13 protein-coding genes and 1 pseudogene are annotated in these 13802 nt (G+C 71.0%); 5 read left to right on the top strand and 9 right to left on the bottom strand.

What is annotated here, in order from left to right; genetic code table 11:
• The coding region (locus tag E1285_RS36915) for a MerR family DNA-binding transcriptional regulator (protein ID WP_132159237.1) at nt 1-342 on the bottom strand (342 nt) is incomplete at its 3' end.
• Between the two features lie 137 nt (nt 343-479).
• Between E1285_RS36915 and E1285_RS36910 the strand changes: the two genes are divergently transcribed.
• The 3 genes from E1285_RS36910 to E1285_RS36900 all read left to right on the top strand — a co-directional run bounded on the left by E1285_RS36910 (nt 480) and on the right by E1285_RS36900 (nt 3321).
• Nucleotides 480-866 carry a VOC family protein gene (locus E1285_RS36910; protein WP_132159236.1) on the top strand — a complete coding sequence of 129 codons (387 nt, stop codon included), beginning with the start codon at nt 480-482 and terminating at the stop codon, nt 864-866.
• Between the two features lie 111 nt (nt 867-977).
• Nucleotides 978-1685: a VWA domain-containing protein gene (locus E1285_RS36905; RefSeq protein WP_132159235.1), complete on the top strand. Its 708-nt coding sequence runs from the start codon at nt 978-980 to the stop codon at nt 1683-1685.
• Nucleotides 1686-1863: 178 nt separating this feature from the next.
• Nucleotides 1864-3321, top strand: a complete 1458-nt coding sequence (locus tag E1285_RS36900; protein ID WP_132159234.1) for an arylsulfotransferase family protein — start codon at nt 1864-1866, stop codon at nt 3319-3321.
• Nucleotides 3322-3336: 15 nt separating this feature from the next.
• Here the strand turns inward: E1285_RS36900 and E1285_RS36895 are convergent, their stop codons facing one another.
• The 5 genes from E1285_RS36895 to E1285_RS36875 all read right to left on the bottom strand — a co-directional run bounded on the left by E1285_RS36895 (nt 3337) and on the right by E1285_RS36875 (nt 8986).
• Entirely contained in the window at nt 3337-3741 is a 405-nt protein-coding gene (locus E1285_RS36895) for an RNA-binding S4 domain-containing protein (RefSeq protein ID WP_132159233.1), read from the bottom strand.
• Nucleotides 3738-4766, bottom strand: coding sequence for a 1-acyl-sn-glycerol-3-phosphate acyltransferase (locus tag E1285_RS36890; protein ID WP_132159232.1), 1029 nt, complete (start codon nt 4764-4766; stop codon nt 3738-3740). Before E1285_RS36890 ends, E1285_RS36895 begins: the two co-directional genes overlap by 4 nt.
• Nucleotide 4767: 1 nt before the next feature.
• Nucleotides 4768-5604 (bottom strand): patatin-like phospholipase family protein, encoded by an 837-nt coding sequence (locus E1285_RS36885; RefSeq protein ID WP_243723305.1) that lies wholly within the window; start codon nt 5602-5604, stop codon nt 4768-4770.
• Between the two features lie 145 nt (nt 5605-5749).
• Nucleotides 5750-7696 (bottom strand): glycoside hydrolase family 3 protein, encoded by a 1947-nt coding sequence (locus E1285_RS36880; protein ID WP_243723304.1) that lies wholly within the window; start codon nt 7694-7696, stop codon nt 5750-5752.
• A gap of 270 nt (nt 7697-7966) precedes the next feature.
• Nucleotides 7967-8986 carry a PRC and DUF2382 domain-containing protein gene (locus tag E1285_RS36875; protein WP_165966915.1) on the bottom strand — a complete coding sequence of 340 codons (1020 nt, stop codon included), beginning with the start codon at nt 8984-8986 and terminating at the stop codon, nt 7967-7969.
• A 389-nt stretch (nt 8987-9375) separates the two neighbouring features.
• Here E1285_RS36875 and E1285_RS36870 point away from each other — a divergent pair, with 389 nt between their 5' ends.
• Nucleotides 9376-10368, top strand: coding sequence for a matrixin family metalloprotease (locus tag E1285_RS36870; RefSeq protein ID WP_132159229.1), 993 nt, complete (start codon nt 9376-9378; stop codon nt 10366-10368).
• 64 nt (nt 10369-10432) lie between these two features.
• Here the strand turns inward: E1285_RS36870 and E1285_RS36865 are convergent, their stop codons facing one another.
• Nucleotides 10433-10996, bottom strand: coding sequence for a class E sortase (locus E1285_RS36865; protein ID WP_132159228.1), 564 nt, complete (start codon nt 10994-10996; stop codon nt 10433-10435).
• A 53-nt stretch (nt 10997-11049) separates the two neighbouring features.
• On the opposite strand from E1285_RS36865, the gene E1285_RS36860 reads away from it, so the two are divergent.
• Nucleotides 11050-11568: an RNA-guided endonuclease TnpB family protein gene (locus E1285_RS36860; protein ID WP_132159227.1), complete on the top strand. Its 519-nt coding sequence runs from the start codon at nt 11050-11052 to the stop codon at nt 11566-11568.
• A 159-nt stretch (nt 11569-11727) separates the two neighbouring features.
• On the opposite strand, the gene E1285_RS36855 is transcribed toward E1285_RS36860, so the two are convergent.
• Both E1285_RS36855 and E1285_RS46000 read right to left on the bottom strand, forming a co-directional pair.
• The gene (locus tag E1285_RS36855) at nt 11728-12873 is read right to left on the bottom strand and encodes a chaplin family protein (protein WP_132159226.1); all 1146 of its coding nucleotides are present in this window, start codon (nt 12871-12873) and stop codon (nt 11728-11730) included.
• 198 nt (nt 12874-13071) lie between these two features.
• A pseudogene (locus E1285_RS46000) lies at nt 13072-13802 on the bottom strand (hypothetical protein); the annotation flags it as partial.

The raw sequence follows: 13802 nt of genomic DNA, 5'->3' as shown, positions 1-13802 counted from the left end.
GTGGGGGGTGGGGGCGGGTTCCGCCGTCAGGTGGTCTACCGCCTCCCTCACCGCGCCGAGGGTGCCGCGGTCGCGGAGCAACTGGTCGTGGCCCCGGTCGATGGCCGTCAGGGCGTCGTCGAGCCGGCCGTGGTTGAGTGCGTTCATGATCTGGCCGGCGGCCGCGTGGCCGTGGGCCGGGACGAGGGACAGGAAGGCGCGCAGTGCCGCCGCGTGCGCATCGGTGTAGATCCGGTAGCCGCTGCGCGTGCGTTCGGCGGGCGGGATGAACCCGTCGCGCTCGTAGTTGCGGACCGCCTGGGTCGAGATGCAGTGCTCGCGCGCGAGGTCAGTTGGACGCAAGAATGATCACCGGTTTGAGACTTTACAGCATGGTCCAGCGGTCATGGTCATGTGAGTTTCAATGACTTTCAGCATGCGGTTGCACCTTCGGCCGTGCGCCACGATCACGCGGCGGGGTCGCTCTTTAGGATGGGGGCATGCTGAGGCTCGGGTTTCCGGTGATCGGGGTGGACGACATTCCGCGCGCGGTGGCGTTCTGGACGGCCGCGCTCGACCTGGTCGACACCCCGGAGTGGCAGAGTGCGACCTGGAGGACGCTGGACCACGCGGACGGGTCGGGTCACGCGCTGGGCCTGATGCTCAGCGAGTCCCCCGCCGAGCCGCATCCCCGGATCCACCTCGACCTGTTCGTGGACACGACGGCCGAGCAGGAGGCCGAGGTCGAGCGTCTGATCGGTCTCGGGGCGACCAGGGTCGACTGGGATCTGTATCCGCCGGACCCGGATTTCCTCGTCCTCGCGGACCCGGACGGCAACATCTTCTGCGTGGTGGACCTGAGCAAGGCGCCGTCCGGTTCAGCGTGAGCCCGGCTCCCCGCCGGCCCGTGGCCGCCGTGGGCCATTCGCCCACGTGAGACGGCGTGAGCGTGCATGCTGTTGGTCCGTTCGGACGACCCCCGGTAGGAGCATCGCTCAATGCCCATCAGCTTGGACAAGGTCCAGTCGGCCGCGCCTGGTCTGGTCGATCTCTACAAGGCCGCCAAGGTCAATCTCGACAAGCGCGGGATTCACGGTGAGCGCGCCGCCGTCTACCTGGTGCTCGACCGGTCCGGTTCGATGCGTCGTTACTACAAGGACGGAACCGTCCAGCATCTGGCCGAGCAGGCGCTCGCGCTGGCGGCGCATCTGGACGACGACGGCGTGGTTCCCGTGGTGTTCTTCGACAAGGGCGCGCACCCCGTGGTGGAGGTCAGCCTGACCCGGTACCAGGGCCGGATCAACGAGGAGCACGACCGGCTCGGGCATATGGGGACGACCAACTACGCGGCCGCCATGGAGGCGGTGATAGACCATTACCGGGCCGCCGCGCCGGCCGCTCCGGCGTTCGTCATCTTCCAGACGGACGGTTCCCCGGACTCCCGGACCAAGGCGGAGAAGATACTGTGCGAATCTTCCACGCTCCCCATCTTCTGGCAGTTCATCGGTTTCGGGGACGACGAGTTCAAGTTTTTGCGCAAGCTCGATGACCTGCCCGTCCCGCGTAAGCGCGCGGTCGACAATGCCGCCTTCTTCCCGGCGGGGTCCGACCCGCGCGCCATCGCCGACGGTGAGCTCTACGACTCCTTGATGGACGAGTTCCCGTCCTGGCTCACCGACGTCCGTGCCGCGGGCATCCTGTCCTGACCGGCGGGCTGCTACTGCCACTCAGCGAGCTGTGACGGTTCGCAAGGCGTGGCGCGTGGGTCGCGCGGGTGCCGGGTTCGTCAGGGTGATCTCCCAAGCCGCCGTGGGCAGCGCGGCCTGTGGAGACGTTTTCCCCGGCTAATGGGGCTTTTAGGTGCCGAAAGGTAGAAAGACCGGCATGAGCCCTACACGTCGCGGTTTTCTTGTATCGGGCCTGGTCGGAGGGGCCGCGCTCCTCAGCGGGGCCGGTTCCCTCCGTCCCGACGCCGGGGACGCCGGGCCCGCGCCCGGCGATGGCGGCGACGCCTACGTCACCATGCCGGGTGTGCGGCCGCCGGGCCTGGAGGCGCGGCGGCTCGGCCGGACGGCGGACGGGCTGCTGTTCATCGCGCCGTTCCGCGGCACGGACGCCGCCGACGCCCTCATCGTGGACGACCGCGGGGAACCGGTCTGGATCTACCCGTCCGACCGGCTGATCACCGACGTGCGGGTGCAGACCTACGAGGGCGAGCGGGTGCTCACCTACTGGGAGGGCGAGCGCAGGACCGGCGGGCACGGGAGGGGGGTCGGTGTCGTCCTCGGCCAGGACTACCGGCGCGTCGCCGAGGTGCGCACCGGCAACGACGTCCATGGCGACCTGCACGAGTTCGTGCTGACGGGCCGCGGCACGGCGCTGCTCATCGCCTATCCGGAGGTCGCCGCCGACATGCGCCCGATCGGCGGCCCGCGCGACGGCCGCGTCCTCGACAACCGGGTCCAGGAGGTCGACGTCAGGACGGGCGAGGTGCTGCTCGACTGGAGCGCCCTCGATCATCTGGACATCGGGGAGACGCTCACCCCGTTGGCCGAGGGGGCCGACGGAAGTGCGGGCAAGCCGTTCGACCCGATCCACCTCAACTCCGTCCAGGACGACGGGGAGACCCTGCTGCTGTCGGCGCGCAACTCGTGCGCCCTCTACTCGCTCGACCGCCGCACGGGCGCCGTCCGCTGGCGGCTCGGCGGCAACCGCAGCGACTTCGCGATCGGCGCGGACGTCGAGTTCGCCTGGCAGCACGACGCCCGCAGGCAGCCGGACGGGACGATCTCGCTGTTCGACAACCAGATCACCGACGTCGGCGACGGACCTTCGCGGGGGCTCGTCCTCAAGGTCGACGAGACGGCCCGGCAGGTGTCCCTCGTCCGCGAGTTCGGCGATGGCGAGACCTACGGGCAGTACATGGGCAACATGCAGATGCTGCCCGGCGGGAACGCGCTCGTCGGCTGGGGTTCGACGTCCGCGGTGACGGAGTTCGCCGCCGACGGCAGGCCCGTCCTGGAGATCACCGGTGTCGGGGACGGTTCGTACCGCGCCTACCGTTCCCCCTGGTCCGGGCGGCCGTCGGCAAGTCCTGCCGTGGTGGTGACCCCGGTGGACGACGAGTGGATGCGGGTCCACGTGAGCTGGAACGGCGCCACCGACGTGGCCGCGTGGCGATTCCGCACCGGGTCAGTCCGGTCGCGACCGGCGGTGGCGCGGACCGAGCGGCGGACCGGCTTCGAGACCGCCGTCACGCTGCGCAGAGCCCCGAACGTCGTGGTGGAGGCGCTCGGCTCCGACGGCTCGTCCCTCGGCCGGTCCGCGCCGCAGGCCCTGTGAGTCAGCCGTGTGAGGTCAGTCGTCCGCGGGCGGGTCGTTGATGGTGCGGTAGCGGTCCAGGACGCGCTCCAGCTCGCGGCGGTCGCGCTTGGTGGGACGGCCCGCTCCGCGCTCCCGGCGGCCGACCGGGATGAGCGCCTCGGGCGGCGGCGGGGGCGGGCTCTTGTCGATGAGGCATTCGGCGGCGGCCGGTGCCCCGACCCGCTTGCGGATGACCTTCTGGACGATGACGATCCGCTCCCGCCCGCCGTGCCGGAGCCGGATCTCGTCGCCGGGCTTCACCGAGGTGGACGGCTTGGCGCGCTCGTCGTTCACGCGGACATGGCCCGCGCGGCAGGCGGTCGTCGCCATCGAGCGGGTCTTCAGCAGGCGCACGGACCAGAGCCAGATGTCGACCCGCACCGTCCCCTCGTCGCTCATGGATCCATGATGTCACTTCGGGGCAGGTGCCCGGTTTGTACCGATCTCCGGTTCGCGCTGATCCAGGCGTCGGCGCGTTCCCACTGCGTGTACAGCCAGTCGGTGCGGGACTCGCGGTCGAGCGGGACGTCCTCGGCGGAGATCCGCCACCACAGGGCGTGGACGGGCCCGGCGAGCGGGACGCGCCGCCAGATGTCGGCGACCGTGGCCATGTCGTCGAGCCCGGTGTGCGCGACGAACACGACGTCGGCGGACGGGGCGGACTCCAGCGCGGCCAGCACGCCGCCGGGGCGCGGCGGCATCAGGTTCCGCATCCGGGCGGCGCGTTCCGCCTCCTCGGCGCGGCGGAGCCGGCTCAGCCGCCGGATCGCGCGGAGGCGGCGCTCCGGGGAGAAGTTGCCGCCCTCGGGGAAGATGACGAGCGCGTCGCGGGGGCCGAGGCCGGCGGCGAGGCCGCCGATGTCGTCGATGGCCGAGCTGCCGGGCGAGACGAACACGTTCGACATGCGGTTCGCCGCGATGTCGATGCACGGGTCGAACTGGAGCTGCGCCTTCATGACCACGCGGGGCCGCCGCCCGTAGTCGTTGAGCAGGTGGTGGACGAGGAGGAGCGCGTCGCCGGGGCCCGCGTGGCGGCTGAGGACGATCAGCGGGCGGTCGCCGCCGGTTCCGTCCGGCCCGTCCGTCTCGTCGGGGGACTCGCGCTCGCCCTCGATCTCGACGCGGAGGCCGAGCCGCTGCTCAGCGACCGAGTACGGGCCGGCGACGTAGCGGCGGATGATGTCGTAGTGGCGGTCGTCGCGGGTCCGGCGGCGGCACCACAGCCAGGCGCATTCCAGCACGGCGACCGACTCCCGCGTCCCCCACGCGAGCGTGAACCACAGCAGCCGGGTGGCGCGCCTGCGCTCGCGCCCGAGGACGAACGCCACCGCGTAGGCGACCGGGAACACCACGACGACCAGGAGGGTGAGGAGGAACAGCAGCGGTGTGAAGACCAGACGGCGGACGAAGGGGGGAGGGATCATCTCACGCCCGTTCTTTGAGGTACTCCAAGGATGCCTGGTAGGCGCGTTCGATGTGGGCGCGGATTCCCGACATATTCCTGTACCGCACCTGCGCGAGGTCGACCCCGGCCTTCTGCGGTCCGCCCCCGGCGGGCAGGACGTGGACGTCCAGGCCGTCCGGCAGGCTCGACATCTCCTCGAAGAAGCGGTGCCGCCGCGCGATCTCGAACGCGACCATGCCGACCTCCCAGGGGCGGCGCGGCGGCGGCAGGGCCCGCTCGATGCGCCCGACGTGCAGGACGTAGATGGTGGTGGCGCCGAGCATGACGGCGCGGCCGACCGGGATGCTGTGGACGAGCCCGCCGTCGAAGTAGTGCCGGTCGCCGATCCGGACGGGCGGCAGCAGGCCAGGCGCGGCGCAGGAGGCGAGCACCGCCGGGTTGAGGGGCCCGTCGGTGAACCAGTGGGCCATCGCCGTCTCGATTCCCGCCGCGACGCACTGGAAGGGGACGGCCAGCTCCTCGAACGTGCGGGCGGGCAGCAGCTCGTCCAGCATCCGGCGCAGCGGTTCGTTCGAGTGCAGGTGGGTTCCGGAGCGGGCGAGCGTCCACAGCCGCGTCCAGACCCGCGCGCCGAACACCTCGCGGACGGAGTCGTCCGACCACAGGCCGGTGAGCCGCTCGACCGCCGTGTCCGGTTCGGCGGCGACGAAGGCGCCGTTCAGCGCGCCGATCGAGGTCCCCACGACGAGGTCGGGACGGACGCCGTGTTCCAGCAGCGCCCGCAGCATGCCGACCTCGTGCGCGCCGAGCACGCCCCCGCCCCCGAGCACGAACGCCACGCGAGGCTCGGTTTCCACAGGCCCTCCTTCGCGATGCCGAGGGCAGCCTCTCCACCGGAGCCCACGGTAAACGATCGCATGGTTGGGGGCGGGAACGGACGGGAGCGGGCCGGCCGCTCCCGGGGGGTTGAGCGGCCGGCCCGTGTCGGGGGTCCCGGTCAGGTCAGCGGTGGCCCCGGCGGGTCCGCAGGCCGTGGCCGTAGGGGAACAGCGGGTCGTAGCCGCGGTCGCCGACGTTGATGGGCTCCTGGTCCTCGCTGCGGGGCCAGGTCACCGGCAGGCGGCCCTCGAACGGGCGCCTGCCGAACAGGACGTCCGCGACGCCCGCGCCCTCGCTGCCCGGCAGCCAGGACATGACGAACGCGTCCATCTTGGACAGCCGGTCGGTGACGATCTGCGGGCGGCCCGCGACGTCGAGGACGACGCAGGTCTCGATCGCGCCGCAGACCTTGTCGATGTTGGCCTTGTCGGCGCCGGACAGGTCGAGCGTGTGCCCGTTGCCGACGTCGCCGACACCCTCGGCGTACGGGGTCTCGCCGACCACGACGACGCCGACGTCACTGCCGGAGGTCGGAGCCGACGCGTCCGCGCTGTAGGTGACGTTCCGGGAGTACTGCTCGATGCCCTCCAGGATCGTCGTGCCGGGGATGATGTCGCCGGACTGCCCCTGCCACGTGACGGTCCAGCCGCCGGCCTGGTTGCCCATGTCGTCGGCGTTGACGCCCGCGACGTAGATGTCGTCGCCGCGCTTCAGCGGCAGCGCCCGCCCGGAGTTCTTCAGCAGGACCTGGGACTCGGCGACGGCCTGCCGGGCGACCTCGCGGTGCGCCGACGAGCCGATCGTGCCGGCGTACCGCCGGTCGGTGTACGGGCGCTCGAACAGGCCGAGCTCGAACTTGGCCTTCAGGATGCGGCTGACGGCGTCGTCGATGCGCGACATCTTCACGCGTCCCGCGCGGACCTCGGCGAGGAGCGTCTCGACGAACTGCGGTGCCGTGTTGGGCTCCATGAACATGTCGACGCCCGCGTTGACGGACGTCCGGACCTGGGTGGCGTAGTCGCCGGGGATCTGCTGGATGGCGGCCCAGTCGCTGATGAGGAAGCCGTCGAAGCCGATCTTGCCCTTGAGGACGCCGGTCAGCAGCTCCTTGTGCGCGTGCATCTTGACGGGGTTGCCGACGCCGTCCTCCGTCCAGTCCACGCTGGAGAACGACGGCATGATGCTGCCGACGTCGTGCTTCTTCACGGCCGTGGCGTAGGGCGACACGTTGATCTTCTGGAACGTCCGGCGGTCGGTGACCGTGACGCCCTGGTCGATCGTGTAGTCCCCGGTGGTGGACGAGCCGAACACCGTGTCGCCGTCACCCGCGTAGTGCTTGGCGGTCGCGAGGACGTGCCTGGGGCTCTTCAGGTCCCACCGGTGGCGGCCCTGGAGTCCCTCGATGCCGACGGCCATCTTCTGGACTAGCTTCGGGTCCTCGCCATAGGCCTCGTAGGTGCGGCCCCAGCGCAGGTCGCGGGCGACGCAGACGCATGGAGCGAAGGACCACTGCGGCCCGGTCGCCCTGGTCTCCTTCGCGGTGATCTCCTGCATCTCGCGGACCAGGCGCGGGTTGCGGGTGGCGCCCATCCCGATGTTGTGCGGGAAGATCGTCGCGCCGACGAGGTTGCTGTGGCCGTGCACCGAGTCGATCCCGTAGAGCAGCGGGATCCGCAGCCGGGTGGCGAGCGCCTTCGACTGGTAGGCGTCCACCATGTCCGCCCAGGCGCCGGGGTCGTTGCCCTCCGCGGGCACCGAGCCGCCGCCCGACAGCACCGAGCCGAGCTTCAGTTCCGTGATCTGGTCGCGGTCTCCGTCGATGGCGCCGCGCTCGGCCTGCGTCATCTGGCCGACCTTCTCCTCCAGGGTCATGCGGCCGAGCAGGTCGTCGACCCGCTTGGAGACGGGGAGCCGTTCGTCGAGGTAGGGCGCGTCCGCCGGAGCGGCGGGTGGGGAGCCGGCCAGCGCGGGCGGCGCCGCGATGGCCGACGGGAGGGCGGCGATGGTCGCGAGCGCGACCAGTGACCGACCGATCCGGGTGGCGGTGACGCGTCTGTGGGGGTGTCGCAAGTCGTCCCTCCTGGGTCGCTTCCTTGACGCCGCGCGGCCCGGCCGGACCGCACGCCGGGACCCGGGGTCATGGCTCGCCCGGACGGCCATGACCCCTGCGCCGGTGACGTCGTCACCCAGGAACCTCCCCCGGCTCCGCTTACCTGTCAAGAAACCTAACTATTAACCGCGGGGCCACACCCGGTCATCGGCGGGCGCGCACGCGGGCGCCCGGCCGGTCGGCGGGTGGGCGACTCGGCCGGGCGCGCTCGTGGTCGCGGTCAGGCGGGGTTACCCGGACGGGCGGCCGCGCTCGCCGCGACCGGCCTCCCCCCGCTCGGTCGTCATCTCCTCGTCCCGCGTGACCTCGACGCGCTCCTTGCGGAGCTCGCCGCGGACCGTCTGCTCGTCCTGCACCTGCTCGGTGCGGATCCGGACGCGCTCGACCGGGACGGCCTCCTTCGCGACGACCGGGCGCTCCTCGTAGAGGATGATCTCCAGGTCCTCTTCGGAGACGGTCACCTCGGCGCTCGGCCGGCCGTCCGCGATGGGCTCGCGGTCGATCTTGATCTCCTCATGCGAGACGGGGATCGTGCGCTCGACCATCTCGGTCTCGATCCACTTGTGCACGTGGACGCGGCCCGTCTCGTGCCGTTCGGTGTTGACGCGCATCCGCTCCTCCGACCGCATGATCTCGGTCATCGGGGCCTCCGCGCTCTCGCGCGCCGACTGCGGCGGCATGTCCTGGTTCTTTCCCTTCTCTGTCTTCTCTGTCTTCTCGGGCCGGACGGCCATCCCGGCGGTGCCGGCCGCTCCGCCCGCGGCGCCCGCCGCTCCCGCAGCGGCGGCCTTGCCGGCGGCACCCTCGGTGCCGGTGCCGGTGCCGGTGCCGGTCTTGTCTTCGGTGGCCGCCTTGCCCTCGGCGCCCGTCTTGCCCTCGGACCCGGTCACGCGGCGGTCGCCGGACGACGTGCCCGTCTCGTCGCGGCGTCCACCCGGCGGTCGTACGCCGTAATGCCGGTAGAGGTCCACGATCTGCGCATGCGACAGGTGCTCGTCCGCGTCCACGTTCGGAGCACCCTTGATGGTCTCCTTGTCGTACGGGACCTGCAGCATGTCCTGGTTCTTGCGTGCTCCGGAAAGGGGGACGAAGCTCTCCCGCATCCCGAACCATCCGGTGTGCACGGTCACCCACTCCGGGGCACCGGAGTCGTCGTTGAGGTAAACCTGCTTGATCGTGCCGACCTTCGTCCCGTTGGTGTCGGTCACGCTCATGCCCATCAGTTCCCGCACCTGTGTCTGCGCCTGCACGTTGAACACCTCTGCTTCCGTGAAAACGCTGCCGGACGGCGGGGGGTGAGGGGAGGGCGGTACCCGCCTCTCGGTAGCGGTGAATCTCGGTCGGACGCCGGTGACACCGACGCCCTTGTTCTGTTGATCCCGAGTTGCCGGATTACTTGCTGGGTTTCCGAATAGGTGCGGTGTAAACACGTTTACACGATTATTGTCAACGGTTTGCCGAAGACTTACCCGGCGCTCGATGTCACTTCTTCGGCACTTTTCCGCAGCAATTTCCCATCGCCCCATATTTGCGGCGGACATCCCGCACATGATGGTGATCATTTTAGAAAGCCACGGTTTCCTTTTCCCGTGTCCGCGCAAGACTGCCAAAGGACGTTCCCACACATCGGAGAACTGATATGCCCGGATTCTCACGCGCGTCCCGGCCGGTGGCGGTGACCGCGGCGGTGACGGCCGCGCTCGCGTGCACGGTGTCGTCCGGCGGGACCGCCCTGGCCGCCCAGCGGTCCCCCGCCTGGTGCAAGCCCGGCGGGACGCTGTCCACCCGCACGATGCCGCAGCAGGTCAAGATCACCGACTGCGATCTGCGCGGCCGGACCGTGCGCGGCGCGAACGGGCTCGCCGCGGTCGTCCCGTCCGACGGGACCTCGCTGGTCGCGCACGCGATGCGCACCACGGGCGGCGCCGAACTGCGCATCGAGGTCGACGACGGCGCGGGCGAGATCACCATCACCTCGAAGGGCGGACGGGTGCCCGAGGGCCGGCCCCGCGGATCACGCGCGCCGCTGGACCCGTGCGAGGACGGCGTGCACCGGCTCGAACCCAGCAAGTGGCCGAAGGGCACGACGGTCGATTGGAACTACCACCCCGGGACGAGCGGGCTCCCGGTGACCGCCATCGCCAAGGGCATGTCCAACATGGTCAACGCCCGCACCGACTGCGTGGACGGGGGCCGCTTCACGCCGCCGCCGGACGTGGGCGAGCGCAACACGGGACAGTCGGACGATCCCCCGAACATCACCGGGGACGCCGCCTGCGGGAACCGGAACCGGGTCAACACGTTCGGCTGGCTGGCCATGACGGGCGCGGAAAGCAACGTCCTGGCCGCGACCTGCATCTGGTTCGACGGGGAGACCACCGTCGAGACCGACATGGCGTTGCAGGAGCAGGGCAAGAAGTGGTGGTCGGACGGGACGTGCGAGGCCGGAAGCTATTCGGTCGAGGCCGTCGCGACGCACGAGGCGGGACATGTCCTCGGCCTGGATCACGTCGAAGGGGCCGATCACGTCAACCTCACCATGACGCCGTCCCTCGCGTCGTGTGACAGCGGACCGGCCACGCTCGGCAAGGGCGACTACGACGGGCTGATCGCCCTCTACGGCGGACGCTGAGCGGCGAGCGGGCACGGCACGGCACGCCGTCCAGCATCCGGCCCATACCGGCGATGATCGACTGCTATCGGATGCGCTTCTTGTGGTGGAGCCTGCCGACGACGACGAGGCGGTAGCGGTCCGAGCCCTTCGGGGTGCAGGTGATGAGCGTGACGTACCGGCCGTCCGGCGCGCTGTTCCGCTTGAAGGGCACCGGCTCCAGGACCCGCTTGTCGTCCGGCTCGATGACGCGCTTGCTGCTCGCCTTGTAGACGTAGGACGTCCGGCCGGCCCGCAGGACGATCCGGTCGCCGCGCCGCATCTTGTCGAGCTTGTAGAACGGGCGGTGCCAGGTCGTCCGGTGGCCGAAGAGAGCCGTGTTGCCCTTCTGCCCGGGAAGGGCCGTCCCCGGGTAGTGGCCGACGGCGCGCCGCAGCACGGACCCGCCGACGCCCTCCCTGACCTCGGCCTTCAGGCCGATCCGCGGGATACTCAGGCGCGCGATCAGCGTGCCCTCCTCCCGCCCCGCGGGAGCCTCGGCCGGAGCGGCGGAGACCGCCGTCCGAGCCTGCGCCTGCGGGACGCCCAGCAGAGACGAGCCGCAGCACACGGCTAGTGCCGCCGCCGCGAAGGACTTGCGACCGAGCATGGTCGACCTCCATAGATAGGGTTCGCAACTGCCGGGGTGGAACGTGAACGAATGTGAGTGTTCGTGCGCGGTTCGCCACGCACCTGGCCGCCCGGTACGAGGCCATCGTGGTCGAAGACCTCAATGTCACCGGCATGCTCGCCGACCGGCGCCTCGCCAGAGCCGTCTCCGACGCCGGTTTCGGGACCGTCCGGCGCATGCTGGACTACAAGACCGGATGGAACGGCGGTCGGCTGATCGTGGCCGACCGCTGGTTCCCGTCCTCGAAGACCTGCTCGGGCTGCGGTGGGCGAAAGCCAAGCCTCACCTTGTCCGAGCGGACCTACCGGTGCGACGCGTGCGGCCTGACCCTCGGGCGGGACGTCAACGCCGCGATCAACCTGCGTGACCTCGCCGCCAGTGGGGCGGAGAGCCAAAACGCCTGCGGAGGCGATGTAAGACCCGGCCTCGCCGGGCAACCGCCCGTGAAACAGGAACCCGGCACCGCCACAGCGGATCAGACCGGGACCGCCGCCGCACAAGCGACGGCTACCCGGACAGCGGACACTCACATTCGCTCACAGTTCAGGTAACGGAAAAGGGGGCGGCACGTCTGCCGCCCCCTCACCTCAATGGGTTCTTCTCACCCTCGGCCGGCCGAACGGTAAAGGGCCCCTGGGCGAGAGAACCATCGGCTGCGGATCGTCACCCGCGCCGAATCAGTCCTGCTTCAGTCCCGCTTCGGTCCCGCTTCAGTTCAGGACCGGGGAGCCGACCTCGACCGGCGCCTCGCCACCCTGCGCCGGCAGCTGCGGGCCGACGTTCCCGGGCTTGACGTCCACCCCGGGCACGGACACGCTCTTCTTGAGCGAGTCCAGGAACTCCTGCACGGCGGGCAGGCCGTCCGCGGTCCGGTAGTTCGGAGCCGCCGGAGCCGTGCGGGAGCCGCTCCCGCGCAGCTTCGACGTCAGCTTCTTCCCGACCGCCGACAGGTTCACGGACGGCTTGTGGATCTTGCGCTTCTTCTGCACCGTCCGCAGCGTGGGCGGCAGTTCGTCGTCGGGGTCCCCGACCGACGCGCCGCCCTTGCACTGCGCCTGCGCCAGGCCGAGGACCGCGACGGAGTTGCCGCACACGTTCACCGGGACGCTGATCGGCGCGTACACCTGGTTGCCGCCCAGGATGCTGAAGTTGCCCGACGTCTTCATCTTCGGCTTGTCGGTGTTGCGCTCGACGGACGCGCCGCCCTTGCACTGCGCCTGCGCCGCCCCGAGGACCGCGACGGCATTGCCGCACACGTTCACCGGAACGCTGATCGGCGCGTACACCTGGTTCCCACCCAGGACGCTGAAGTTGCCGGAGGTCTGCATGCCCCCGTCACGGGTGTCGTGGTGGTGGCCGTAGCCGCCGTGGCCGCCCGAGCCGGCGCCCGTCCGGTACCCCGGAGCGTCGTAGCCGTGGCCGTGGCCGTGGCCGTGGTCGGACCCGCCGGACGAGACGCTGGCGCCGCCCTTGCACTGGGCCTTGGCGAGCCCGACGATCGCGATGGCGTTGCCGCAGACGTCCACCGGGATGCTGATCGGCGCCTTGATCTGGTTGCCGCCGCCGATCGAGAAGTTGCCCGAGGTCTGCATGCCGTCGCCGCCGCCGTGCCGGGCGCCCTCGACGCTGGCACCGCCCATCGACTGGGCCTGGGCCGCCCCGAGCAGGGCGGCGGCGTTGCCGCTCGCCTCGATCGGGATGGAGATCGGGGCGTGCACCTGGTTGCCGCCGAGCACGCTGAAGTTGCCGGACGTCGTGTCCGCGACGGCACCGGTGGGGCCGAAGGCGGCCCCGGCGGCGACGGCACCCGCGGCCACCAGGGCGGCGCGGCCGGTGTTCCTTGCCCACTTGCGCATGGTGTTACTCCTGTCCTGTTTCGCGATTGGGTGAATCGGTGGTGATCGCTGCGCGGCACCCTCCGGATGGGCGCAGCTCGCAGCGGCCGTGCGAGGCCGTTGCGTATCCGGGAAAAGTTCGTGGAAGGTGATCGGGACGGGCGGCGCGCTCGATGGCGCGCGGGCCGTCCGGGAGCGGCCGCTACGGGCCGGGCGTTCCTAGTCCGGGACGACGGACGGGCCGCCGGGCGCGGACACGTCGGTCAGCGCCGTGCGGTGGAACGTGCTCGCGGTCACGGCGGGCGGTGCCGCCGCGTAGAGGCCGTGCCGGAGATCGGCGATCGGGGCGAACGATGGTCCGCCGGCGCTCCGCTGGCTGTCCTGGCCGGACGGCGGCACGGGCCCGGGAGCACGCTGGTCCCCCTGGCACCCGGCGCAGTGGCCCGATTCCTCGTCTCCCGCATCCGCACCGGACGCGGGGGACGGCTGTACGTTCGGAGCGGGCTTGGCGCCACCTGGCGCCTCGCCGCCCGCGTCGATCCCATCGCCGGCCGCAGGCTGCTCTTGAGCCTCGGCCGGCGGTTCCTCGCCCGGCGGGACGGGCTGCGCGTCCGCGATCTCGCGGACCAGCCCGTCCACGATGGGCACGTCCGACCGGACATCCGTTATCCGCACGCGCGGGATCCCGGCCGCGTCGGCCATCTCCCTCACATGCCGGACGGCCTTGTCCTTGCGGTCGAACACCTTGTGCCGCCGCTCTTGCAGGAACCGCACCGGGCGATCCCGGACCTCCCGCACCCGCTCCGGCAGACCGCGGCCCCAAGCCTCGACTTCCCTCATCGGCCGATCGCCGATCCCGTCCACGTCCCCTGACGCGCCGTCGAAGACGGGCCGGGAGTCGGCGGGCGGGACATCGGCAGGGCGGACATCGGCGGGGCGGGTCGTGAGGG

Origin of the sequence: Actinomadura sp. 7K507 (assembly GCF_004348425.1) — a bacterium.
GTDB lineage: Bacteria > Actinomycetota > Actinomycetes > Streptosporangiales > Streptosporangiaceae > Spirillospora.
This window is presented reverse-complemented; position numbering and strand designations above follow the sequence as displayed.

Excerpts from the sequence above, each read along its gene's own strand:
- E1285_RS36910 (WP_132159236.1), top strand. The coding sequence starts at position 480 with ATGCTGAGGCTCGGGTTTCCGGTGATCGGGGTGGACGACATTCCGCGC.
- E1285_RS36890 (WP_132159232.1), bottom strand. The coding sequence starts at position 4,766 with ATGATCCCTCCCCCCTTCGTCCGCCGTCTGGTCTTCACACCGCTGCTG.
- E1285_RS36855 (WP_132159226.1), bottom strand. The coding sequence starts at position 12,873 with ATGCGCAAGTGGGCAAGGAACACCGGCCGCGCCGCCCTGGTGGCCGCG.
- E1285_RS36865 (WP_132159228.1), bottom strand. The coding sequence starts at position 10,996 with ATGCTCGGTCGCAAGTCCTTCGCGGCGGCGGCACTAGCCGTGTGCTGC.
- E1285_RS36870 (WP_132159229.1), top strand. The coding sequence starts at position 9,376 with ATGCCCGGATTCTCACGCGCGTCCCGGCCGGTGGCGGTGACCGCGGCG.
- E1285_RS36900 (WP_132159234.1), top strand. The coding sequence starts at position 1,864 with ATGAGCCCTACACGTCGCGGTTTTCTTGTATCGGGCCTGGTCGGAGGG.
- E1285_RS36905 (WP_132159235.1), top strand. The coding sequence starts at position 978 with ATGCCCATCAGCTTGGACAAGGTCCAGTCGGCCGCGCCTGGTCTGGTC.
- E1285_RS36895 (WP_132159233.1), bottom strand. The coding sequence starts at position 3,741 with ATGAGCGACGAGGGGACGGTGCGGGTCGACATCTGGCTCTGGTCCGTG.